21 protein-coding genes and 1 riboswitch are annotated in these 25,277 nt (G+C 43.9%); of the genes, 10 read left to right on the forward strand and 11 right to left on the reverse strand.

Going from position 1 to position 25,277, the window contains the following annotated elements:
* Positions 1-26: 26 nt before the first annotated feature.
* The 4 genes from DBK98_RS13010 to DBK98_RS13025 form a co-directional block, all read right to left on the reverse strand.
* Entirely contained in the window at positions 27-872 is an 846-nt protein-coding gene (locus DBK98_RS13010) for a FecR family protein (protein WP_022012207.1), read from the reverse strand.
* Complete coding sequence (locus DBK98_RS13015) at positions 869-1,420, reverse strand: RNA polymerase sigma-70 factor (RefSeq protein ID WP_005808756.1); 552 nt, start codon at positions 1,418-1,420, stop codon at positions 869-871. The genes DBK98_RS13010 and DBK98_RS13015 overlap by 4 nt, the downstream gene beginning before the upstream one ends.
* Positions 1,421-1,469: 49 nt before the next feature.
* Entirely contained in the window at positions 1,470-2,732 is a 1,263-nt protein-coding gene (locus DBK98_RS13020; RefSeq protein WP_032536408.1) for a carboxypeptidase-like regulatory domain-containing protein, read from the reverse strand.
* Between the two features lie 139 nt (positions 2,733-2,871).
* Positions 2,872-3,414, reverse strand: coding sequence for a hypothetical protein (locus DBK98_RS13025; RefSeq protein ID WP_032536407.1), 543 nt, complete (start codon positions 3,412-3,414; stop codon positions 2,872-2,874).
* Between the two features lie 129 nt (positions 3,415-3,543).
* On the opposite strand from DBK98_RS13025, the gene DBK98_RS13030 reads away from it, so the two are divergent.
* Complete coding sequence (locus tag DBK98_RS13030) at positions 3,544-4,914, forward strand: S41 family peptidase (protein WP_005808750.1); 1,371 nt, start codon at positions 3,544-3,546, stop codon at positions 4,912-4,914.
* A 600-nt stretch (positions 4,915-5,514) separates the two neighbouring features.
* On the opposite strand, the gene DBK98_RS13035 is transcribed toward DBK98_RS13030, so the two are convergent.
* Positions 5,515-6,357: an aldo/keto reductase gene (locus DBK98_RS13035; RefSeq protein WP_005776719.1), complete on the reverse strand. Its 843-nt coding sequence runs from the start codon at positions 6,355-6,357 to the stop codon at positions 5,515-5,517.
* 403 nt (positions 6,358-6,760) lie between these two features.
* Between DBK98_RS13035 and DBK98_RS13040 the strand changes: the two genes are divergently transcribed.
* Positions 6,761-7,534, forward strand: a complete 774-nt coding sequence (locus DBK98_RS13040) for a class I SAM-dependent methyltransferase (protein WP_005776720.1) — start codon at positions 6,761-6,763, stop codon at positions 7,532-7,534.
* Positions 7,535-7,714: 180 nt separating this feature from the next.
* On the opposite strand, the gene hemG is transcribed toward DBK98_RS13040, so the two are convergent.
* The 4 genes from hemG to DBK98_RS13060 are packed head-to-tail and all read right to left on the reverse strand — an operon-like array spanning position 7,715 to position 13,792.
* Complete coding sequence (gene hemG / locus DBK98_RS13045) at positions 7,715-9,103, reverse strand: protoporphyrinogen oxidase (protein ID WP_005819792.1); 1,389 nt, start codon at positions 9,101-9,103, stop codon at positions 7,715-7,717.
* Positions 9,104-9,105: 2 nt separating this feature from the next.
* Positions 9,106-10,470, reverse strand: a complete 1,365-nt coding sequence (gene hemN, locus DBK98_RS13050) for an oxygen-independent coproporphyrinogen III oxidase (RefSeq protein ID WP_032536404.1) — start codon at positions 10,468-10,470, stop codon at positions 9,106-9,108.
* A gap of 5 nt (positions 10,471-10,475) precedes the next feature.
* Complete coding sequence (locus DBK98_RS13055) at positions 10,476-11,705, reverse strand: MFS transporter (protein WP_022012200.1); 1,230 nt, start codon at positions 11,703-11,705, stop codon at positions 10,476-10,478.
* Positions 11,706-11,722: 17 nt separating this feature from the next.
* Positions 11,723-13,792 (reverse strand): TonB-dependent receptor, encoded by a 2,070-nt coding sequence (locus DBK98_RS13060; protein WP_032530253.1) that lies wholly within the window; start codon positions 13,790-13,792, stop codon positions 11,723-11,725.
* A gap of 326 nt (positions 13,793-14,118) precedes the next feature.
* A riboswitch (cobalamin riboswitch) is annotated at positions 14,119-14,338 on the forward strand.
* A 60-nt stretch (positions 14,339-14,398) separates the two neighbouring features.
* Here DBK98_RS13060 and DBK98_RS13065 point away from each other — a divergent pair.
* Complete coding sequence (locus DBK98_RS13065; RefSeq protein WP_022012188.1) at positions 14,399-16,915, forward strand: ribonucleoside-diphosphate reductase subunit alpha; 2,517 nt, start codon at positions 14,399-14,401, stop codon at positions 16,913-16,915.
* A 19-nt stretch (positions 16,916-16,934) separates the two neighbouring features.
* Positions 16,935-17,984: a ribonucleotide-diphosphate reductase subunit beta gene (locus tag DBK98_RS13070; RefSeq protein WP_032536403.1), complete on the forward strand. Its 1,050-nt coding sequence runs from the start codon at positions 16,935-16,937 to the stop codon at positions 17,982-17,984.
* 369 nt (positions 17,985-18,353) lie between these two features.
* Here DBK98_RS13070 and DBK98_RS23285 read toward each other — a convergent pair whose 3' ends face one another.
* Entirely contained in the window at positions 18,354-18,545 is a 192-nt protein-coding gene (locus tag DBK98_RS23285; RefSeq protein WP_227559618.1) for a hypothetical protein, read from the reverse strand.
* Between the two features lie 77 nt (positions 18,546-18,622).
* Positions 18,623-18,805: a hypothetical protein gene (locus tag DBK98_RS13080; protein WP_032536402.1), complete on the reverse strand. Its 183-nt coding sequence runs from the start codon at positions 18,803-18,805 to the stop codon at positions 18,623-18,625.
* 231 nt (positions 18,806-19,036) lie between these two features.
* Between DBK98_RS13080 and DBK98_RS13085 the strand changes: the two genes are divergently transcribed.
* The 6 genes from DBK98_RS13085 (at position 19,037) to DBK98_RS13110 (ending at position 25,252) form a co-directional block, all read left to right on the forward strand.
* Positions 19,037-20,806, forward strand: coding sequence for a helix-turn-helix domain-containing protein (locus DBK98_RS13085; protein WP_032536400.1), 1,770 nt, complete (start codon positions 19,037-19,039; stop codon positions 20,804-20,806).
* Positions 20,807-20,969: 163 nt separating this feature from the next.
* Positions 20,970-21,281 carry a hypothetical protein gene (locus DBK98_RS13090; protein WP_032536399.1) on the forward strand — a complete coding sequence of 104 codons (312 nt, stop codon included), beginning with the start codon at positions 20,970-20,972 and terminating at the stop codon, positions 21,279-21,281.
* Positions 21,282-21,304: 23 nt separating this feature from the next.
* Positions 21,305-22,429: a DUF3575 domain-containing protein gene (locus DBK98_RS13095; protein ID WP_032536398.1), complete on the forward strand. Its 1,125-nt coding sequence runs from the start codon at positions 21,305-21,307 to the stop codon at positions 22,427-22,429.
* Positions 22,430-22,452: 23 nt separating this feature from the next.
* Positions 22,453-23,349 (forward strand): FimB/Mfa2 family fimbrial subunit, encoded by an 897-nt coding sequence (locus DBK98_RS13100; RefSeq protein WP_050503202.1) that lies wholly within the window; start codon positions 22,453-22,455, stop codon positions 23,347-23,349.
* Positions 23,350-23,376: 27 nt separating this feature from the next.
* On the forward strand, positions 23,377-24,336 hold the full coding sequence (locus tag DBK98_RS13105) for a fimbrillin family protein (protein WP_032536397.1): 960 nt from the start codon (positions 23,377-23,379) through the stop codon (positions 24,334-24,336).
* A 58-nt stretch (positions 24,337-24,394) separates the two neighbouring features.
* Positions 24,395-25,252, forward strand: a complete 858-nt coding sequence (locus tag DBK98_RS13110) for a fimbrillin family protein (protein ID WP_370539150.1) — start codon at positions 24,395-24,397, stop codon at positions 25,250-25,252.
* Positions 25,253-25,277 lie beyond the last annotated feature (25 nt).

Raw genomic sequence — 25,277 nt, forward strand, 5'->3', positions numbered from 1 at the left:
TTCTTTTTCTTCTTTAAGTTCCGGAGCTACTTAGTAAGAGTGATTACATTATGCTTACGTGTACACTTCAGGTTCAGTGCCATGCTAATTAATTCGGCCATTTTTTCAGGGGAGTCATCCGAAAAAGAAACTGTCAGCAAATGTTCGTCCAATTCCGGGGAACTCTCTAAATGGATCTCTGACTGGCGTAGATTAATGGCATGCAGGATATTGTCCAGCCGTTCGTCTTTAAAGCACATCTTTTGCATATAACGGGCAAACTGTTTGGAATCTTTGGTTGCAGTCAGGTGCCATTTATTCTGTAATAAAGTGGCAGTTTCTCCTGCTTTGACGTGTATTTCTTGTCCGTTCTGTTTTTGAGTGACTTTTACTTCGCCTCGCTGGACGGATAACTCAAATGGAGAATTACCACTGTTTTTTACATGGAAGGCTGTACCTATCACCTCAATCTGTACTTTTCCGGTTTCAATGAAGAAAGGACGTGCACGATTGCCCGCTACATCAAAAAGGGCATTCCCTTTTAGGCTTACCTCTCTTCTTTTTTCAGAAAAGTGTTTAGGATATTGCAATGAGGTTTGTCCGGAAAGATAGACTACAGAACCATCTTCAAGAGTGGTGACCAGTATGTTCTCTTCTTTATTGGCCTTGACCAGTAACTCACCGGTAGATGGTTGGCTGTCGGTTCGTAATGTTATGGGCAGATAGATACATAGGAATATGATTGCTGCAATCGATATTGTGCTGATCCATACAACCGGACGTATGGCGGAGCTGTGCCCCTCGGCAGGTAGCAGCCCATCTGTCTCCAGGCGATTATATAACTTGTTCCACGCCCGGTCTGTTTTGATCTTGTTTTTTTCTATTCGATTCATGATGTCTGAATATAGTTCTCAATTTCTTTTCGTAATGTTTGGAGTGCCCGGGTCATTTCTTTCTCCACAGTCTTCACCGATAGTGAGAGGAGGGAAGCTATCTCAGAGTACTTCTTTCCTTCTGTATGGTGCAGACGAAAGATCTGGAAACGGCGCTCCGGTAATTTTTTAAGGGTTTTGTCTATCAGCTGTTGCAGTTCTTTGTATTCAATCTGTTCCTGTGGATCGGCTGAAGCCACATTTTCCGGAATAGATAGAACCGCATCCTGATAGCGTTTTCTGACGTCTTGGTGTTCGCAGTACTGGATGGAACGGTTGCGTACAGACCGATAGAGATAACTCTTGATAGAATGAAAGATTTCAAGTTTTTCACGGTCTTTCCAGAGTACATAGAACAATTCTTCAACAATTTCTTCTGCTACGTCTGTTTCTCCCGTTATGCTGGCGGCGTACAGGCAAAGCGGAGTATAATATTGGCGGAATAATGTTTCAAACGCCTTTATATTTCCTTCTTTTATTTGAGTGAGTACGAATACGTCGTTCAGCATATCGGGGGTATTGGGAGTTAGAATTCGTCAAAGATACTAAAAAAAGTGGTTACTGTTTCTGTTGCTTTTTCAGTTTGTTTACCGCATGTTCCAATGATTCGGTGGGTTCTATGATGTTATAAGTTCCCCAGAAGTTGTCATTGGTAAAGTTATCCACTTTGTCGGAAAATACATGGTTTTGTTTGAAAGCGACTTTATAGGGAATGGCTGTTATGTTGTTTTCTTCCCTGTCTGTCACTACCATTTCCGATAAGATCGTGTAATTGGTAGAAAAGAGTTTGCGTTTCCAGTCACATTTGAAACGAATGTTGTTCCGGATATAACTCAGATAAGTAACGTCTCCCTGATTCTTGTACGATACCAGGTAGGATACTTCTACCGGCTTGAAATGCAGTCCGAAAGGTTTTTTCCTCAGAATAGCTTGAGTCGCCTTGTTTTTGTCATCCATACTGAGATTGAACTCTGCCCGCGTGAACGAAAGGCGTTCCTTGTCAATATAGAGTGTACCATAGCACAGAGGATAAGACAACTTTACTTTAGGGCGGAAACTGATGACATACTGTGACCGGTCACCGATGCTGGTCGGGTCTTCCATACGAAATTCGTAGAACAATAAATCTTCTTTAGCCAACAGGCAATCAGGGTTCTTTACTACATCAATATAAATGGCCATATTGGGACCTCCAAGTAATTTTACAGCCAGTGTATCGCTTTGCTTTTGGCTTAGCAGTCTGCGCCCTTTGGAAATCTGAACCCGGTCTCGTTCGGCTGTTTCATTGTAGGGTGTTTTATAAATGTCTATTACGGCTTCCGATATATTGATATACCGTCGTCCTTTTTGGGCAATTTCCCTGTAGAATCCCTTGAGCATATTGCTTTTCGGACTGTAGTTGGTTGGAATCTTGCGAAGTGCTTCTTCCACAATGCTTCGTGGATCTCTGGCCCGTACTATAATCTCGCTGAGTAAGTTGGCATAAGGAGAGAGCCAAATGGTCTGTTCCGTGAGGCTTTCTCCTTTCAGGGGGATTCGGGCATTGAGATAACCGATATGCGAAACTTCTATGTCTTTAGCTTGAATCGATTCGGGAATTTTTAAAGAGAATTCTCCGTCAGTATTGGTGATGGTACCGATATTACTTTCCGGTATCGAGACATTGACATGCTCCAGCTTCTTTTTATTCGATTTATCCTTGATTACGCCACTGACTATCGTATATTTTTCCACATTGTCCTGTGCTGCCAGTGGAATAACACCCGACAGAATCAAAACTGCCAGTACACATCCGATTGATTTTATCCATTGCGTTTTCATCTTTTTCAGAGTTTAAAGGGTGAATAATAGTTTGCTTCCTATACATAAGATCGTTCAAACAGAGAATACCCTACGAGTTTCTGGAGAAAAATGAAAAAAACTTTAATGAAGAGTGTTTTTCAGGGACAATCTAATCGTTTTACTTCAAAATCTCGTTCAAATCTTTAGTGAGACATCCCCATTTGAATTCATGGTTAGGTGTCAGATAAGGGTACTTGGCATAAGAATTGCGGGTGACAACTTTAAATCTTACTATTTGCTCCCCTCTGATCCAACCATAAAAGCCAACTTCTTTTCTGTTGAAGTCTACCCACCCTACAACGACGTAATCTTTTGTTTCGGGGTGCTGTTCCTGTGGATAACCATAGGTCCAGTTGTCGGATGGAGGATTGGCGGTTGTTTTCTTTGCCACTTTGATATCTATTTTGGCACCGTTTACTTTTACGTCAAATTCATCGGTATGATGGGATTGGAAGTCTGTATGATCCAATTCGAATGGAATTCCCAGATTACTTAAATGTTGTTGGAATGCTAACTCTCCGATGCAGCCTAACAGAGCTTTATCCAATCTCTCTTTATCGGATAACCTGAAACGTGAATAAAGTCCGTTTTCTATCATTTTTTCAGCTTTGGCTTTTGCTAATGCAACCGTTTGATCAAAATTTAAATTTTGTACAATCATAGTAATAAGGTGTTTTGTATTTTATATCCGGTTATTGAATGAAAGCAAAGATAGTTTTTTTATATCGTAATAGTGGTATGAAAGCTAAGTATTCACTACATTTGCGCAGATTATGATTGCTGATAGATTATGAAAAGAGGAAAACTATTGATACTTCCCTTATTGGGAACCCTTATACTGACAAGTCTTTTTTCCTGTGGTGTAGACCGCTGGCCGGAATATTATCCGGAGACGGGACGTGACATTTGGATAGATAGTGTGATGCGTCAGGAGTATTTATGGTATAAAGACATGCCTTCACCTGCCGCTCCGGATTACTTTCAGGAGCCGGCAGAATTTCTAAAAAAGGCTGTTGCTTCCATGGATAAGGGCTTCAGTAATATTGACTCTCTGCTTGACGAGCCTATCCCAAGCTATGGCTTCGACTATAGCTTATACAAAGTGCTTGATAACGATACGGCTTATAATGCTCTGATTTCTTATGTTGTTCCAGGGTCACCGGCCGAAGAGGCCGGATTGAAGCGTGGGCATTGGATTATGATGCTGGATGGAGATTATATCACCAAAAAGGTAGAGCCGGAATTGCAACAAGGAGGTGTCCGGACGCTTCAAATAGGTGTATATAAAGAGGTAGTTGGGGAAGATGGCAAAACAACTGGTAGTGTCGTACCGATAGGGGACACAACGATATCTGCTTCACGTTCTTTGACCGATAAGCCTGTCCATTATTTCGATGTTATCCCTTGGGATGGAAAAACGGTTGGGTACCTGATGTACAATGAGTTTAAAGCGGGATCAACAGCGGATAGCCAGGCCTATAATGACGATTTACGGAAAGTTTTCCGGAAATTCCAGACAGATGGTGTAAATGAGTTTGTGTTAGATCTCCGATATAACACCGGTGGCAGTTTAGATTGTGTACAGCTGCTCTGCACTATGCTTGCACCGGCTGATAAAATGAATCAATTGCTTGCTTTATTGAGGTATAATGATAAACGTGTAGAATCGAATCAGGATCTGACGTTCAATCCGGAACTTATCCAGTCGGGTGCAAATCTCAACTTATCTACTGTTTATGTATTGACTACCAATGCTACGAGAGGAGCTGCGGAGATGGTTATCAATTGCCTTAACCCTTATATGAAGGTGATATTGATAGGAACTCAAACTGCGGGAGAATATGTTGCTACAGAGCCTTTTGTTCATCCTACGGATCGGTTCATCCTGAATTTAGCTGTATGTAATGTATTCAACGTACAAGAAAAATCGGATTATGTCAACGGTTTCAAACCTGCATATGAATATAACGAGGATTCTTATTTAAGCACTTATCTGCCTTTTGGTAATACGAATGAGACATTGCTGAGTGTAGCATTGAAAACAATGAGTGGTGTATCGGAAAACGGAGGAGGAGAGGGAACAACACGTATGGTTGTAACGAAGAGACTTATGAAATTCCATCCTCGCCGCGGATTGACTTTGGGAATATCGGAAAAGTAATCTGTCATTTTGTATTTTAGAAATGCGGAGAGACGTTTCTTTACGGACTGACGATGACAAATAGAATAAAAATGCGTGGATTTTGCAATAGCATAATTCATGCGTTTTGCATTTGGGAAATATTGTGCCCACGATGAAGGGCAATTGACGAATGTTGTAATAAAATTGAATGCTGAAATAGCGGAATGGTTCCAAAATGCTATTCTCCAGATGTTCATCTATAGTTGAATTCTGGAAGAAAATTGCCTTTTTTTGGTTCGGTTTATCATTTTTCTCACGACTTGACCTTGTTTTGCTTTCTGAAATTAATATCCTGAAAACAGAAAGTTAACTTTCTGTTTTCAGGATATTAATTTTCTCTTGATAAGAAGTTCGTTCTTTATTTTTACGATGTTAACTTCTTGTTAACGACTTCCGGCTTTCATCCTATAAATATGCGGAATATTTGCATCTTACTTGCCGATTCATTCCTGTTTCGCTGTTTTTTGAAAAATGAATAGTTAGTCAAAATGGACTTTCTACGATTTTCTGATCAGGATCTGAGGATATTGCTTGTATAATGTCAATCGTCAAGTGTAGATACAGATATATACTTTGCAGCTATTTCACATAGTTAATCAGCCATTTTACCATTTCCGGATCATAATGTGAGAAGAATAGACTTTTTTCATTGTCAAGTGCGGCTATAACCGTCATTTCTCTTTCTGTCAAACTGAAGTCAAAGACATTGAAATTCTCAATCATACGTTCTTTATGTGTAGACTTGGGTATTACTACTATGCCACGCTGGATTAAGAAACGTAGAGCAACTTGTGCAACCGACTTTCCATATTTGACACCAATGGCGGCCAAAGTCCCGTTGGTGAAAAAATCATTTCGACCTTCGGCAAACGGTCCCCAAGCCATTAGTTCTGTGCCGTATTCCTGCATGACTTCCTGTAGTTTTCTTTGTTGATTGAATACATGGGTTTCCATTTGATTCACCGCTGGCTTTATCTCGCAGAATTCTGCCAGATCGACAAAGCGGTCGGGATAGAAATTGCTGACTCCGATAGCTCGCACTTTACCTGTTTTGTTTGCTTCCTCCATGGCGCGATAAGTGCCATAATAATCATTGAAAGGTTGGTGAATCAAAAGCAAATCGATATAGTCGGTTTGCAATTTTTGCAGAGATTCCTCAATAGATGCCTTTGCTTTTTCGTAGCCTGCATTCGATATCCAAACTTTCGTAGTGATAAATAGATCTTTGCGGGGAATGTTTGATTTTCGGATGGCATTTCCCACGCCTTCTTCGTTTCCATAGGCTTGGGCTGTATCGATCAGCCGATACCCTACACTGATAGCATCTGATACGCATCTTTCACACTCTTCGGGAGTTACTTGATATACTCCGTACCCTAAAATCGGCATTTCAATGCCATTGTTCAGTTTTACATATTCCATAATCATATATTATTAGATTACACATTTACCGGCATTAGACTGATCATTCAGTTGTTTTTTGCCTTTTTGATTCAAATGCAAAAATAGTCGGTTTTGTTCGTTGATATAGGATATGGATTACAGCTTTTATTACCTTTATTACGGATTAAAAAGTATTATTGCATTATGTTTACCAGATGGTTTGAAAACACTTATAAGATAAACTTGTTCCAACTGTTGTCATAATAAAAATTGTGGTTATCTTTGCGTTCTACTAAAAAAGTTTGGATGTTTAAACTTAAGAAGGATTCCGTGAAGTAAATAACCTTTTAAACGTAAGTTTGAGGTTATGCTGCAATTCTGGCTCAGGCATATTTTTTGTCTGAGATATTTTCATATATATACATTAATAAATTAAAGCATCATGAATAACGATAATAAATCAATTCACGAATTCGATTTCGATTTAATCTGCGAATATTTCTCAAGTATAAAACGACAGGGGCCTGGCAGTCCTGAAGTGACCATTAAAGCTCTTAGTTTTATTGAGGATCTGAACGAAAATTCTCGTATAGCTGATCTTGGTTGTGGTACAGGCACTCAGACAATGACATTAGCCGGGCATACATCCGGACAAATCATAGGTTTAGATTTGTTTCCTGCTTTTATAGACATTTTCAACTACCATGCCAGTCAGTTGAGCTTACAAGATCGGGTAAAGGGAATTGTAGGTTCAATGGACAATCTTCCATTCAGTAGAGAAGAGTTGGACTTGATCTGGTCCGAAGGAGCAATTTATAATATAGGTTTTCAGCATGGGCTGAAAGAGTGGTGGCAATATTTGAAAATAGGGGGCTATATCGCTGTCTCAGAAGTTTCCTGGTTTACTGATAAACGGCCTGCCGAGATTAATGACTTCTGGATGGATGCTTATCCTGAGATAGATACTATTCCCAATAAGGTTGCCCAAATGCAAAGGGCCGGGTATATCCCTGTTGCCTGTTTTATTTTACCTGAAAACTGTTGGATAGAACATTTTTATACTCCACAAGTAGAAGCCCAGGAGAATTTTCTGAAAAAATATGCCGGTAATAAAGCTGCTGTGGATTTTATTGCCAACCAGCGTCATGAGACCCAACTTTACTATAAGTATAAGGAATATTATGGGTATGTGTTCTACATAGGAAAGAAAATCTGATGTTCCTGTCAAAAAGTTAAAGAGGCTCTAAAGGTTATTATTATGGTATTGATAAATACCTTTAAAAGGATTGGGAAAATGAATTTCATCTTTCCCAATCCTTTCTTTTAAGTAGTGTCGTAAGGATTGATAGGTGTTTTTTCAGACTGTTTGTAAATATAGGTAGGCGATAAGAAAGGTTTATTTTTCGCGGGCAATCTCGACAGCTTGTTTGATGCGGTCGGCCATACCGATTCCTCCTTTGAGATTTCCTGCCAATACCAATCCGGGATATTGCTTTTGTAGTTCGTTAATTGTGGTAAACCTGTCGGCGCTGCTGCTTTCGTATTGGGGAATGGCTTTTTCATGCCGGAAGATGCGTATCAGATCGGGTATTATTCCAACAGGATAATTCAGCATCTCGTGCATGGTAGTGCCAATTAACGTGGTAATTTCGTCATTGCTTTTTGTCAGGAGTTCGGGATGCCTTGTTCCGCCCAGGAAATATGAATACAAGGCGCCATCCTTTGGAGAACGGTTGCTGAAGCAAGCCGATGGAAACAAAATACCTAAAACAGATTTTTGTTCACAGGAAGGAACCAATCCCCCAAAGGCAGGGAACTCTTTTCCATAAGTATTACGCAGACCCACACAGACTTGCATAACGGGAGCATAGGTAAGATTGCTAATCCGGTTCATTTGTTCGGTGGGGATAAAAGGAAGAAGTGGAGGCAGGGCATAGGCAGGTATGGTGGTTATCACCTTCCGACAACGAATTTGATCGACCTTTCCGTTGGCATCTGTAAAGCAAACCAACCAACCACGCTCACAAGGTATCAGGGATGTTGAGGTGGCTCCCAATGAGAATCGTTTATTTCCAATGGCCTGTTCCAATGCTCCTGTCAGATTACTGAGGCCTCCATGGGTAGAGAAAACTTTTCGTGTGGCCAGTCGATCGCGTTGGTTTCGGGGTGAAAACGATTTTGCAATGCCACCGCGAATGAAGCTGCCATAGGTCTGTTCAAGCTGATAAAGCTTAGGGAGGGCGTGACGGGTGACCAACCGCATGGGGTCACCGGCATAGACACCCGAAATGAACGGGTCTACCGCATAATGCAGATAAGACGTGCCCAAGCGACGTTGTACCAGTTCGCCAATGGTTTCGTCAGGATTGTTTCCTCTTGAGCGGAAAGGTTCGCATAGGATATTTAATTTATCTTTTGTACTGAACAACGGTGTGGTAATTGCATTGAACAGTCCCGAGGGGAGAGGGTGAAAACGATTACCTTTCCATATAAGACGTTGTTTGGAAGCTTCGCGGGCTGTTTCTAAACGGCAGATTGGAGAGAGTGCCTCGAGAAGTTCGGCTACTTCAGGGTGAGAGATTATACCGGTATTCGGTCCGCTTTCGAAGGTGAAGCCACTTTCGTGGTAGGTACATATCTGACCGCCCGTGCGGGATTGTTGTTCGATTACTTCGACATCACATCCCTTGCGAGTGAGGTAATAGGCGATAGTCAGTCCGGTGAGACCTGCACCAATGATAATCGTGTCTCGCAAACGATAATTTTTTGTTTCTGGTTGGTTCATTTTTACAAAGGTTTTGAATATGAGTGTGGGGTATGGAGCATAAGCTTGTCAAGTGAAGCGGCTACGTTACGTACAAATGCCGAACCTTCGGTTGTCATCTCAAGATAGTCATCAGTATAGTAAATCAGCCCGTCATTGGCAAAGACCGACAGTTTCTGTTCATCATAGGCTGTAGCGGCTTTTAGAGTCGGTACTGATACGTGCAAACGGTTTGACAGAGCTTTCCAATCGATGCATCCATTGCACATTAAGGTTTCAATCACTTCTCTGGTTAATTGCTCGGTTGGAGAAAGGGCGTAGCCTTTGGTAATACATAGTTCGCCTTTGCCGATAATCTCGATGTAGTGGGGAATATCTTTCGTGTTTTGAGCATAGGCCGATTCGAGTTGGCTGATAGCAGTTACGCCCAAGCCATATACCTGTGCAGTAGTGCGTCGGGTACAATAACCCTGAAAGTTGCGGTGTAATTTTTTGGTTTGCATGGCGATACTCAGTTCATCGTTTGGGCGTACAAAGTGATCCATTCCGATAGATTGATAACCGGATTCAAGCAATAGCTTGGCAGCAGTGACAAACATATTCCGTTTTTCACGATTATCGGGTAGACCTGATTTCTCCAGAATCAACTGTCGTTTATTGATCCAAGGCACGTGGGCGTAACTGAATGTGACCAGTCTGTCGGGTGATAAGGAAATGGCTTGCTCTATACTACGGGCAAAGCTTTCTACTGTTTGCTTGGGCAAGCCATAAAGAAAGTCAAGGTTGATGCTTACCCCCCTTTCACGTAGCAGAGCAAAGATATCTTCCATCGCTACTAAGGAAGGGCGGCGATTCACTGTTTTCAGGACTTCGATGTTAAAGTCTTGCACGCCAATACTGACACGGTTGAAACCACATTCGGTTAACTGTAGCCAATCTTTCTCAGAAAGATATCCGGGATGGCATTCAATGGCTATTTCCGGACGATCGATCATCCGGAATGATGATAATAGGTGAGCATTCAGCTCTTTGATCAAGGCTATAGGAATGGCTGTGGGGCTTCCGCCTCCATAATGTATTTGTGCGATCGGGCGGCTCTTGTCCAACAAAGGAAGAATTTGATCCATCTCCTGATGCAAGGCCTTTACATAGGATTCAATGACTTCGGGACGTGCCATAGGATATGAGTTGCATCCGCAATAGTGACACAAGTGTCGACAGAACGGGATATGCAGATAAAACGATAACGCACGTTCTGAAACCTTGTTCGATTGCTGCACAGCCTCCAGGTAGCGGCTGTTGGTAAACGGTTCAAAATAATTGGCCGGTGGATAACTGGTGTATCGGGGTACCGGTACATTGTATTTATTGATTATTTCAGTATACATATGTGTTAAGAATGAATAGTTTGAGATTCTTTTCTGAAGAAACAAAAGATATAGATCAGCGATATGGAAGCCAATACGACTTCGAAGATAAATAGACCGTGATAACCAACCCTGTCGGCCACCACTCCGCTAAGAAAGGCCATAAGCAGACCACTTAGGTGTGTGAGTACAGTTTGAATGGTAAAATCAGTTCCTTCGCATCCTTTGCGTACACAATCCATGGCAGTGGTATATACCACAATGGTTGCCATACCGTAGGCACTCCACAATAGTACGATGCCCAAACAGAGCATTGGGAGTGAGGGAGGCGTCCACGAAATACACATAAAATAGAGTGTGGTAAACAGAATGAATATCGCGAATAGTATTCTGGAATAATATCGTCCGATTTTGCGAACCAGTAATCCGGCCAGAAAAGATGATGCGAAAGCGGCTCCGGTACCTACGATGCCTATCATAATGCCTATCTCTTTCATCGAATAGTCCAGATCAACCAGGTAAGAACGCAGTACCGATAAAATGCCGATAATGCTGGCGTAGTAAAGTAGTAGGAATCCTATTTGTTTCCAGATACTGCGGCGGGCAAAGAACCATATAAAATCGGTAAGTCGTGCTCGCTTTGCAGATTCCTTGACAGTCATTTTCATGCGCTTATTCTTCAGTAACGGGATAACTGCCAATAGTACGAAAATGCATAAGCACGGTATCACTGCATGCCAGCCATAGTGTTGGAGAACAAGAAGCAGCACGCCCGTTCCTATTAATGTACCTCCGAAGCTACCCATTGATTGCATACTGTTGACCAAACTTTTATCCCGCTTGTCAAAAGAAAGTACAGCAAGTGTGTCTGTGGCTATATCTTGTGTAGCTGAAGCTACAAGTGATAGAAACACCAATCCGATAATGAGGTAAAGGTCTGTCTGGATGTCGAGTAGCCCTACTAAAAGGATCAGTAAAGCATATACTATTTCGGATGAAATGATACAGCGTTTATAGTCTTTCATGGTGATGCAATGCCGGTCGATGAGTGGTGCCCAAAGAAACTTCAATATCCATGGAAGTTTGATAAGCTGTAATAAGGCGATGGACGAAAGAGAGTAATCAGCCTGTCTCATCAATACTTGTATGGCAGTAGAGAAGAAACTCATCGGGATGGCCTGTGCGATATATAGACAGAAAAACGTACCAAGGTTCAGTGTCTTCTGGGATAGTGGGAAAAATCTGTTTATTTCCATTTTTTGATGTTGCTTGATTAAAGACGGACGCTGACAGATGTCCCCAGGGTGATGGGTTTTCCTTTTTGCGCATAGGCTTTGCTTGTCACGAAGTAGTAGCTCAGATAGTCGGTATTGGTGAGGTTTTTGCTCCAGACTTCCCACGTAAAGTTTCCTTTACTCGCACCAATTTTCAGATTGACCAGTGCATACAGGTTTTGTTTGGCTTGGTTGTCTTCGTACCAATAGATTGGGCCTGTTGCCGATACGCCACCATTGAGTGTAAGGCGGTCGATCCAGGAGCAGATGTTGTAGAATGTATATCCGGCTGTTAAAGAGAAGGTGTGACAGGGGACCATAGGCAGGTAATTACCCCCATAATCTTTTAGGGTGCCACGTTCTTCTTTCTTATAGTGAACAAATCGGGCATCTGTATATCCATAATTCATATGTACGACCAATGAATTTACCGGACGAGCCTGCAAACTTATTTCGACGCCTTTATTGCGAGAGCGACCGGCGTTTCGGATTATATTACCTACAGCTGGAATAGTATTGGTTATCTGCTGGTTGCGCCAATCTATATAGAACAATCCTAAGTCGGTTGTCAGTCGACCATTCAGGAAAGATAGCTTGGCGCCTATTTCGTAGTTCCAGTTATATTCGGGTGAATAGATATACTCGTCATCGTTGAGGAAAGAAACATTAAATCCTCCGGTTTTATATCCTCTGGATACGGAAGCGTAAAGCAATTGATTGTGGGATGAGAGATATTGCAAGCTGAACTTGGGAGTAAACTGGCTGAAGTGAAGGGATCTGTCGAATTGTCCGAGAGATTTTGTTTCTCCCTTACCATCCAACGGCTGTTGCACTTTGGAAAAATCGCATCGGGCCTGTTCATAATCGTAACGTAAACCCACAGAGCAGGACAAACCTTGGAACAGATCGAGTGTGGATTGATGATAAAAAGCAATCCCTTGAGTGGGGATCTCACTATTAGTAAGATGCCGGGTGGTATCTGTAAAACGACTGAGGTCAACTTTCCTATCTACCGTTTGCCGGAAAGCAAAAAGCCCCGTTATCCAGTGATAACGACTGTTATTGACAGATTTTGCTGTAAACTCCTGGCAATACATATGCTGTCGTATCCGGTTTTGCCCGTAGAATATATTGCGGGGCGAGAAATCTTGATCAATCCCCATTTTATCTTGTATATACTGATAGGAGGTTTGGCTGTTGAAACTAATGCGGGAACCATCGTAGCGTACATTAACCCCGGAAGTCAACAGATTTCGTCGATACAGTCCTTCATCATTGTAGTTTACGGCTTCTGTTGTTCCGTTATCGGCATTGTACAATCCGTATGGATATCCTCCCTGATTCGAATACTCGTAGGAAGTTATGAAACGGGTGGTCCAATGGGCTGCAGGTTTCCATATCAGTCCGATTCGTCCTGCTCCATTATCAAGCTTGTCCGCTTTCTTATGGGTATACAGGTTTGTAAAAAAGCCATCATTGTGGTGGTAATTGCCGCTAATGGATAAGCCCAGTTGTTCGTTTACCTTTGTATGGTTTGAAGCCATCAATCGAATATCATTGTAACTGCCATATCCTAACCGAAAACGTGTACCTTGATAATCAAGGGGTGAATGGGTGTATATATTGATAATTCCACCGATGGAGTTACGTCCGTAGAGAGTGCCTTGTGGGCCGCGAAGCACCTCTATACTACTTATGTCCGACAAGTCAACATCGAAAGCTGAGGTTTCAAAATGGGGAATTCCATCGACATAAAACCCCACCGATGGAGCATCTTTTTTTGCTCCTATGCCTCGGATATAAACCGGAGAGTTTTGTTTAGATCCATAATCGGGCATATAGAAATTAGGCAGTAAGGAGCTTAAGTCTTTAGCTCCCGATATTTCATTTTCTTTAAGGAAGCGATTATCTAAGGTAGAAATAGAAAGTGGTTCACGATTGGGACTGTTCTGTTTAAAACCTACTATCGTTACTTCATCCAGATTGATAGGCTTAACCAATACCGTATCGGGTTCATTAGCTGAAACCATTGTGGAAAAGGGTAGGAGGAAAAATAGTTTTCTTATCATATTTTTAGAATTTGCGGCAAAGGTAGACCATGTTTCCAGAGCGGGCAATCCTCATTTCTTAGGATTTTATCTACCAGTTTCAGTTTGCCTTGCATTAATCGTTTTTATCTTTTATTCTGACATTATTGGTCGTGTGCCTTTTTCATGTTTTCTTCTGGTATATAACAAATTCAGCTGGGGTGGATAATCTGCGCATAATCCATCTGTGTAATTCGGTAGAAGGAAAATTTAAGGAGTTCCGGTAATAAGCGGCTGGGGCATGGATACCTATTTTTATGGCAACTTTTTTTAACTACGGAATTATTTGTATATTACTGAAGTCTTTCGTTATTTTGTGGCGAATTGGTTCACTTATGCTTTTCTGCATAAGTGATTAAAAGGGAATCGGGTGTAAATCCCGGACAGTCCCGCTGCTGTGAAACTCCGGTAGACTTACCGATACTAAACTTATTGCCACTGCATTGCCCAAGTAGATGAGGAGAAGTGTGGGAAGGCATCGGAAAGGAGGAGTCAGTCAGAAGACCTGCCATTCATCAAAGGCTGTTTCTACTCGGGGGGTAGGGAAACGGTGCGAAACGATAAAATAATTCATTTCAAGAACATTTCATGCAAATAATCAAGAGGAATGGGGCAACGGAACCATATAATAGAGAAAAGATAGCCGTTGCGATACGGAAGAGTTTTGCCAGTACCGGAAGAGAAGTACCGGACGAAACCGTTTACACAATTGTAGATGAAGTAGAACTCTTTTTGTGTGATGAAGTACACCGTAGCGTGGAACAGATTCAAGATGAGGTAGAACGTAGTTTGATGGAACATGGCTTTTATGCCGAAGCTAAAAACTATATACTTTATCGTTGGCAACGTACGGAACGGAGAAAAGCTTTTAACCATATTGTCAGCAGTATAGGTTCTGAAGCGTTGGCTGACACATTGAAAGATATTCAAAAGGATTTTGTTGCCAATGAATATAGTTTGGTGATACTGGCAGAGAAGTTTGTAAACCTCTGCAAAACCGATATGACAGCTGAAGAGAGGTTGACGACTCTTATTAAGGCTGCCGTAGAGCTTACTACGCAAGAGGCGCCTGACTGGGAATTTATTGCTGCCCGTTTGTTTAATTTTCAGTTGACGCAGAAGTTAAAGGTACAGGCAGAAATTGCCGGTATTTATTCTTTTTATGACAAGCTGCGCTATTTGACGGATGAAGGTTTGTATGGTGACTATATCCTGAGCGCTTATTCTCCACGAGAAATAGAAGTGGCTGCCGGGTTTATGTGTCCCGAACGTGATAAACTTTTCAATTATTCGGGATTGGATCTTCTCGCGAAACGTTATCTTATCCGTACGCACTCACATGAACCAATGGAATCGGTACAAGAAATGTATTTGGGGATTGCGCTTCATTTGGGTATGTCCGAAAAGTGTGATAGATTGCAGTGGGTAAAGAAGTTCTATGATATGCTGAGTCGGTTAGAAGTAACCATGGCAACCCCTACACTGTCCAATGCCCGCAAGCCTTATCACCAGTTATCCAGTTGTTTTATTGATACAGTGCCCGATAGCCTGGAGGGGATTTATCGCAGTATCGATAATTTTGCCATGGTCAGTAAGTTTGGCGGAGGAATGGGAATGTATTTTGGTAAGGTGCGTGCGGCAGGAGGAAATATACGAGGGTTTAAGGGAGTGGCAGGCGGAGTGATACGCTGGATGAAACTGGTAAATGACACTGCCGTAGCTGTCGACCAACTGGGTATGCGTCAGGGAGCTGTAGCAGTATATCTGGATGTCTGGCACAAAGATTTGCCCGAATTCCTGCAACTCCGCACCAATAATGGAGACGACCGGATGAAGGCACATGATATCTTTCCTGCCGTATGCTATCCTGATTTGTTCTGGCGTATGGCAAAGGAAGACCTGAATCAGCAATGGTACTTGTTCTGTCCCAACGAAATTATGAATGTCAAAGGGTATTGCCTGGAGGATTATTATGGAGAAGAGTGGGAGCAAAAATACTTGGATTGTATAAACGATCCCCTTCTCTCTAAGCGGGTTCTGAACATCAAAGATATTGTCCGGTTGATACTACGCTCTGCCGTAGAGACAGGGACGCCTTTCACATTCAACCGGGATACAGTGAACAGGGCTAATCCTAATTCGCATCGGGGGATTATTTATTGTTCTAACCTATGTACGGAAATAGCTCAGAATATGTCATCCATTGAAACTGTTTCCACTGAGGTCCGTACGGAAGGTGGTGATACGGTTGTAGTCAATACCGTCCGTCCCGGTGACTTTGTCGTTTGTAACCTTGCCAGCTTGTCGCTTGGACATCTTCCATTGGAGGATGAACGGCAGATGAAAGAAAAAATAGCTGTTGTAGTACGTGCGCTTGACAATGTGATTGATTTGAATTTCTATCCTATCCCTTTTGCCCGGATAACAAACCATCGGTACCGTAGCATCGGTTTAGGGGTGAGCGGTTACCATCACGCACTTGCATTGCGCGGTATCCGTTGGGAAAGCGTGGAGCATCTTAATTTCATTGATAAAGTATTTGAGTGTATCAATTATGCCGCCATCGAAGCAAGTGCCGGGCTTGCTAAGGAAAAAGGAAGATATGTTTATTTCGAAGGAAGTGACTGGCAAACCGGAGCTTATTTTGCGAAACGTGGTTATGATTCTCTTCAATGGAAAGATTTGGCGGCCAAGGTTGCGGCAGATGGCATGAGAAATGCTTATCTTCTGGCTATTGCTCCTACCAGCAGCACTAGTATCATTGCCGGAACAACTGCCGGAACAGATCCGGTCATGAAACGTTTTTTTCTTGAAGAAAAGAAGGGTGCCATGCTTCCGCGAGTGGCTCCGTCATTGTCTGATAAGACGTATTGGTTGTATAAGGGAGCTTACCGGATAGACCAGACATGGAGCATACGTGCTGCGGGTATCCGGCAATTGCATATTGATCAGGCACAAAGCTTGAATTTGTATATCACCAATGATTTTACCATGAGACAGGTATTAAACCTTTATCTGTTGGCATGGGAATGCGGAGTGAAGACAGTGTACTATGTACGCAGTAAATCGCTGGAAGTGGAAGAATGTGAAAGTTGTGCATCCTGACTAACATTAAATAATAAATATGGAAATAAAGAAATTAAAGAAGAATGCCCTCTTCAATCCCGAGGGTGATACCGAACTCCGTCTCAGAAAAATGATTGGCGGGAATACAACTAATTTGAATGATTTCAACAATATGCACTACAAATGGGTAAGTGACTGGTATCGTCAGGCCATGAATAATTTCTGGATACCCGAAGAAATCAATCTTACTCAGGATACAAAGGATTATCCACATCTGGATAAGGCGGAACGGACAGCTTATGACAAGATATTGAGCTTCCTTGTTTTCCTTGACTCCCTGCAGAGTAACAATCTGCCTACTATCAGTGAATACATTACAGCAAATGAAGTCAATCTCTGCCTGCATATTCAAGCCTTTCAAGAGTGCGTCCATAGCCAAAGTTACAGTTATATGCTGGACTCTATATGTAGTCCGAAGGAGCGCAATGACATTCTGTATCAATGGAAAACAGATGAACATCTATTAAAAAGAAACACTTTTATAGGTAATTGCTATAATGAATTTCAGGAAAGCCAGGACAGTTTTACGTTGATGAAAACATTGATAGCCAATTATATACTGGAGGGTATTTATTTTTACAGTGGCTTCATGTTTTTCTATAACCTGAGTCGTAACGGAAAGATGTCTGGATCTGCTCAGGAAATCCGTTATATCAATCGGGATGAAAATACCCATCTTTGGCTGTTTCGTAATATCATTCTGGAATTGAAGAAGGAAGAACCGGAATTGTTTACTTCTGATAGGGTGAAAGTATACGAAGCGATGATGCGTGAAGGAGTGAAACAGGAAATAGAATGGGGGCAATATGTGATAGGTGACGAGATCCAGGGATTGAATAAGAAAATGATAGAAGACTACATTCGTTATTTAGGAAACCTCCGCTGGACCAGTCTTGGATTTACTCCATTGTATGAAGACAATTTAAAAGAACCCGAAAGCATGCGTTGGGTATCACAATATTCCAATGCCAATATGGTAAAGACTGATTTCTTTGAGGCTAAGAGTACTGCTTATGCAAAAAGTACAGCATTGGAAGATGATTTGTAATTGGTACATAAATGAAAGATATAATCCTTCACTTCACTCCTCACAAAAGTTTCCATTTCGATGATTTTCCATTCGCTTCCGAACCTGGTTCTGCCGCAGAAGACAGGGCAGAAGATAAGAAAGGATAGTAACTCTCCGTAGAAGACAAAACACCGGAACCCCGACCAAATTTATGGTTTGAATTCCGGTGTAGTCTTCCTTCAAGCAGTTTTTTTCATAACGTAGATCCTGCGGTAATACAACACTTCCCGGAACTGCCATCAATATAAATGCCATCATCAAAGAAACCACCTCCTTCAACGGACTGCATCGCTGCACTACGCTCCGGTTCCGGTAATTACTCTGGTGGCAGAAAAAAAGATAATCAAGCTATTCCGATTCATCCCGAACTCGCAGGACTGTGTGCCCACAATCCAGTTGATCCTGAAGTTGGTAAAGACTATAGCAAATGCTCTGCTGCGCCAAAGGCGGAACAGGCGAGGCTGTAGCCACTGTTATAATAGAATATTCCACTAAACAATCCGACGTGAAGCCCAGACGGGCGAGTTGTTCCCAATCCATGCGGTTCTCAAAGCCCAACGGTTGCGGACTTGTTCCCCTGCTTCGGATTGTCCGGGGGAGGAACCGGTAAACGACTGTTATTCCGTTGCGGTGGGAGATTTCTGCTCCTGCACCAGTATCGGATAATCATTCGGATTGATCTTGTACAGGTCGATGAGATCCTGTTGTTTTCGGGATATCCCAGCATGTCGGTAAACACGTCCGTCGTCGTCCTTGTCGGCCACGAGTAATACTTCTTTTTCATTCTGATTTTCTTTCATTGTAATTTGCTTTATGTGACTTGCATCTATCGTAATGCGGGGCGAAAGTAGATGCAAGTGTTTGTAATTCAATGGAACCTGAATAGCGTGGCACCAAGTGGCACTAAAGTGGCTGCTTGTGGCATAATTTGGTGATTTATTATAAATTCTTTCATGTTTGTTCCATCTGATGATATTTTTTGTATTTTTGAAAAATTATAAATCAAGAACTTATGTAAACACACAACCAATATGAAATATAAAACCAGTCTGATAGCTATTTTGTGGGGAAGCCTTTTATGTTTCACTTTACCTGTTTTAGCACAAAATAACCTACAACGTCAAAAAGACTCTTTGCGGCAAGTGATCGAACACTCTGAAGGTATTGATAAACTGAAGTCATACAATAGATTGTACTATTTGTATATGTCGGAAGTTGCCGACAACCAAAAGATGGATACATTGCTGAGGCTGTTCAGCCGGGTTGAAGCCGAAGCCATAAAGCAGGGAAACGTAGAAATGCAGGGAATGGTGTATGGAAATACCATCATATCTCATATAAACCGGAAGGAGTATGACGAAATCATTCAAAAAGCGCCCGGCTATCTTGACTTTTATATCCGGCACGAGTTGTGGAAGTTCTATTATCAGATCAATATGCAGCTAATCACTGCCTATAATCTGAAAGGGGATTATAAACAGGCAGCCGAAGCGGCGGAACTCATGTTCGACCGTGCCAGGAAGCGGGAGGATAAGGCAGGGATGGCATTGGCGCTCTATGCTACCGGAATCACTTATAATGTTCAGAATAGGTGGAAAGAGGAAGAAGAATGTTTCAGAGAGTGTGCCGGCTTATTATGGGAAGTTTCGGGATACGACAATATCCTGACACAATCCTATGCGTTCTTATGCACTGCTCTCCGGGCACAGGCACAATATGATAAACTATTGCAACTTGTGCCTGACTATGAAAAAGCGATTGCGCGATTCGAGAAATCATCCGGAAGAACACAGCCCGAAGCGCGGGGAAATCTCTATGTAGCATTGATGAATACATACATAGATACGAAAGACTACGACAAAGCCGGGGAATATCTCTCCAAATTGGAAAGTATTGTCAATAACAATATTTCCAAATATGAGTTGGCGCGCGCAAAGGCACTGATTTTTCAGTCACAGGGAGACTACCGCAGAGCACTTGCCGTAATAGACAGTGCAACGGTCGGGATTGATGAATCGGACTTCAGCCTCAATGATACCAGAAAAATAAAGATGGAGATACTTGCCCGGATGGGACGTGTTGACGAAGCGTTAGCACTATTGGATCAGTTTATAGCTACCAATGATACTATAAAAAACGTGGAGGTCAATGCCCAGTTCGACGAATTACGTACCCAATATGAAGTGGAAAAACATATTGCCGAGAAAGAGCGTAATTTCCATTACCTCCTTTTTGCTCTTGCCATTTGTCTGGTTCTCGCTTTGCTCTTGGCAGGTACTTTCTATTACAACCGGACTATTGCCCTCAAGAATCGTAAGTTGTATGAACGAATTAAAGAACAAGACCGATTAGCGGACGAATTATTCCGATTGGAGAATGCCCGCCAATCGGAATCCTCACTTAAGGATTCCGGCAAAACAGCCAGAGCTACGGAACTATTTGCACCTTCCGGCGAACAGCAGAATCTGGTTATTCGATTGCAGGAGTATCTGCTCTCCGATGATAACCTGTCCAATACTGACATTAACCGCGATGATATAATCTCCGCACTTGGCACCAATAAGAATGCATTGACAGATGCCGTCAAAGCCGTTACGGGAAAATCTCCCATGGAGTATATGCGTACTCTGAAAGTGGAAGAGGCACGCCGAAAGCTCGACAGCCATCCCGAATTAACGATTGAAGCGATAGCTTTCAGTTGTGGTTTTAATATACCGAGCACTTTTTATCGTCTGTTTCGCAAACAATATGGCATTAGCCCGACAGAATACCGGAAAATGGCAACGTCCCAAGAAAAATAAAAAATACTGCTCCAAAACTTAAAAGCACGGATTCACCGTGCTTTTTTTATGTCCGAAAGCTTGAAAAACGGCAGAAAAGGACAAAATGCCACAAACTTGGGACAAAATGCAATAGTTTTCAGCCCGTATTTCACATACTTTGCACCAAGAAAAAGAAATATCTATGGACAATTACATTTTCCTTATCGCACTGGGGCTTGTTTTCTGCTCGCTGGCAATTGTGGCTTTGGTCTTTTTGCATTGCCGGAAGATAGTTGAGAAGTGCAATTATTATATAGCGAAAGGCATCCGTGAGCAGGACTGTTTAGCTAAACAATTGGAACGAACACGCATAGAAAAAGAAATGATGGAAAAGGTGATTAAAGCAGAACTGTCGGAAGCTGTTAAATCTTCCATGGCAGGGGAAAAAAACGATGGCTGTACGACTGACTGTAAGAGACAGATATCGCGGATAGAGATAACCTATTTCATTTAATATACATATAACAAATGAACTTTATGAAACAATTACAAGAAAAACTACTGGCTTTGCTTCTGATGGCTTTATTGTCCGGAACAGGAGCTTACGCGCAAGAGGCACCGGATAAACAAGAGATACCGGATAAAGTGGTCGTTTTCCGCTTTCTTCCGGGTGAGGAAATGTTTTCTCTCAAAGGTAACGAGGCAGAATTGGAACGGCTCTACATGCTGGTTGACAAACACAGGGCGGAGATTACGGCAGGTAGAATGCCCGTTTATGTAGATGGCTATTGCGCCTCACTGCCCACCGCAAAAGAGAACCTGAACACGGCATTCGCCCGCGCCAACCGGGTAAAGTCGGAACTTATCACGCAGAAAGGGCTGAAAGAAGCGGATTTCATCACCGCCAATTACGCGCGTGCGTATCATAATAATAAAGACTTGGTGGTAGTGACACTCCGTATCCCTTCGGCTAAGGCTACATCGGAGACGATGCCCGCCCAAGAAAAAGTAAAATGGGAAGAACCCCAACAAAAACAAGTAACCGTAGAACAAAAAACGGAAATTGCCGTGGAGAAACCATCCGAACCCTCCACAGTGGAACAACAGCCTGCCCCCGTATCGGAGCAACGCATCCGGGAAACGGAAAAACCTTATCGCTTTGCAGTGCGCACAAACCTGCTGTATGACGCCCTGCTGCTGCCTACGCTCGGCGTGGAATGGCGGATAAATGAGCATGTCGGCATTAAACTCGACGGTGGTCTCACATGGTGGGGCGGTAGCAGCGGCAAAGTGCAGAAAATGTGGCTCGTCAACCCCGAAGTGCGCCGGTATCTTTGGGATAAAAAGCGTTTCTATGCAGGGATATCGGGCAGCTATGGGGAGTATAACCTATATAAGTATATGTTGGGCGGTATCGTTTCAAAGGATACCGGCTATCAGGGCAAGCTGTGGAATGCGGGATTGACCGTGGGCTACCAGCTTTACCTGTCCCGCGGCTTCTCCATCGACTTCAACCTCGGTCTGGGCTACACCCGTTCCGAATATGACAGTTTCGGCATGACCGATGGCATACGTGTATATAAGAAACGGAACAGAACAAAGAACCTATGGGGACCGACACAGGCTGGCATCAGCCTCGTGTGGACGATTGGCAGCAAATAAGTAGAACTATAAAAATACGATATATGAGAAATTCGATTACATTACTTTGTATCTGGACGGCAGTTCTCCTCCTTGCGGGTTGTGATGTGAAAGACCCGATTTACAACACTCCGCATCCTGACAAAGGGCAAATCATCCTGACAACAGACTGGATGCGACGCACGACGGGCGTGGATATACCGGCAAACTACACGGTGGCATCCGGTGAATACATGGCTACCGTGAGCGATGTCACCAACACGCTCGACCGCCTTTTTGAGCCGGGTGTTTGCCACTTGTGTGTTTACAACACGCCGAAGCATATCACCATGAGCGGCAGCGTGGCAACCGTCGCCGGGGCTTCGGGCAACGTAGCCGGAGCGGGTCCCTTCGTGCAGGAGATGCCGGACTGGTTGTTTACGGGCGTGACGGAAACTACGATAGAAGCGGACACCGACCACACCCTTACCGTTGCGATGCAGCAGCAAATACGCCGGCTGACGCTTTTCATTGAGCCGACGGGCAACACCACGGATAGGATAGAGCGAATCGAAGGCTACCTTTCGGGGGTTGCCTCGACGCTGGATATGGACAACGGTACGCACGGTACGCCGCTGAACGTGGTACTGGCGTTCGCGAAAGTGACAGAAGGTGCCAATGCTGGAAAATGGGCGGCCACGGTGCGTCTGCTCGGCGTAGCAGGTGAGCAGCAGAAGCTGAACGCCAAACTCTACTTTGCAGGAGGAAATCCCGGGCCGGTCACCCTCGACAGTGATCTCACCACGGAGCTTGCCGCCTTCAACGCCGACAAGCATAAGCCACTTGCTTTGGGCGGGAAAATAGTAGAGACGCCTACGGAAGCGGACTTTTCCGCTATCATTACCGACTGGACACCGGGCAACAGTGAAGAAGGCTCGGCAGGAATGGAGACGAACAATTGAATCAATAATACTAAAAAAAGTAAGATTATGAAACTTAGAAACTTATCAATCATTGCCGCAGCAGCCCTTGCGCTTGCCGCCTGCAACAACGACAACGAAGCAGTCACCGACAACTGGAACGGCGAAATCCGCCTCACCAGCGGCATCACCTCCCAGACCCGTTCCTACGGCCTCGACACACAGCTTGGCGCAGGACTGGAAGTATCTGCCTGGGTGGACGACAGCAAAAACCTCCCCCTCTACCAGAACAACGTGCTCACCGCCGACGGCACCGGAGGCTTCACTTACGCCACCGATATGTACTACATCTCGCCCGACCCCGTGAACATCTATGCCATCCATGCCAACCCTGCCCCGGTGGGAGACAGCTTCCCCGCATCGGTGTCCCACGAAGTGAAGGCCGACCAGACCACGAAAACCGCCTACGCCGCTTCCGACCTGCTCTATTCCACCAAGCGGAACGTGGCCCCCACCGCCTCTAAGGTGGCTCTCACTTTCTACCATTTGCTATCTAAAGTAGAAGTAGTGCTGAAGCGCGGCAACGGCGCCCCCGACCTCACCGGTGCCACCGTGACCCTGGAGAACACCGCCCTGAAGGCCACCTTCACCCCCGAGAAAGCCGCCGACATGAGTAGCGAGACCGAACGCCAGGCGATGATAGCCCTCGCTGCCGACCCCAACCCCGCCGCTCCGATTACCATCCCCACGTTGGTGACGACAGACTTTAACGCCACCAATCTCCAGTACGCCGAAGCCATCGTGGTGCCCCAAGAACTAACCGCAGGCACCGTCTTCATCCGCGTGAAGCTGGCAGACAACACGAATTTCGTCTACAAAATTCCCGCCGGAGATGCCTTGAAGCTGCAAAGCGGCAAGCGGTACATCTATAAGATAACCGTGGACTATAAGGAACTGAGGCTGGAAACCGAAATCGAGGACTGGGAAACCATAGGCGCACCCGTAGAAGGCTCTGCATTTCAGGAGTAACCCATAAACAATAAATATAAAGAAAAAAATGAAGAAGACGAACATACCAATATATATAATGTACCTGTGGGCAGCCTTGGTTTTGGCTGCCTGCACAGGCGATGACGACGCGGCATGGCCCGAAGGCGGCGTGCCGCTGGAACTCTACGCCGCCGTAGAGGGATATTCCTCCGCCAACGCCCAGACACGGGCTACCACTGAAAATAGGTGGGAAGGGGGAGAAGTGGTGAATCTGCGGATTAAGATCGGGGGTATGACTTGGGCATCATCCCTCGACGTCGATTCCGATGGAAAGCTGATTACAAATGATGTCGGCTGCACTTGGAAAAGCCCGGATGAAGAAAAGGAGATTTATGGAATATATCGTTCGCCGACATCTTCTTCTTTCTCTGTACTGGCCGACCAGAACAATGAAGGATATCAGGATAGCGACTACATGGTTGCTCCCAAAATCTGCATCACCGTAACGTCCCCCGATAAGACCCTCGTCTTCCGCCACGTCACAGCTAAAGTGGTGGTACACCTCAAAAAGGGCAACGGCGTGACCGACGATGAACTGCGAACCGCCACTGTAACCTTTGAAAACCTCACGTGCAAGGGAGGGATAATCGATTCCGACAATGGAACCGCACGGCAAGTGACCCCCGGCACCGACCACATCACCCCCAACGAAGTGACCCCTGCCGCCGACGAATACGTACGCACCGTGCGCGCCCTGCTTCCTCCCCAAAATATGTCGGGACGGAAGTTCGTGAAAATAGTCATCGGAGGAAAGACCTTCTACTACACCCCCGCCGCAGGCGAAGCGAACTTCTTCAGTGGCAAGATGTACGAGTACCGCCTCACCGTGACCTCGGAAGGTATCAAAAATATCAACATGGAAGAAGAAGGAGGTACGTGGCAGCCGGTCGAGTAGAACAGTAGCAACTAAATTCATCAAT

Source organism: Bacteroides sp. PHL 2737, assembly GCF_004115325.2.
Lineage (GTDB): Bacteria > Bacteroidota > Bacteroidia > Bacteroidales > Bacteroidaceae > Bacteroides > Bacteroides hominis.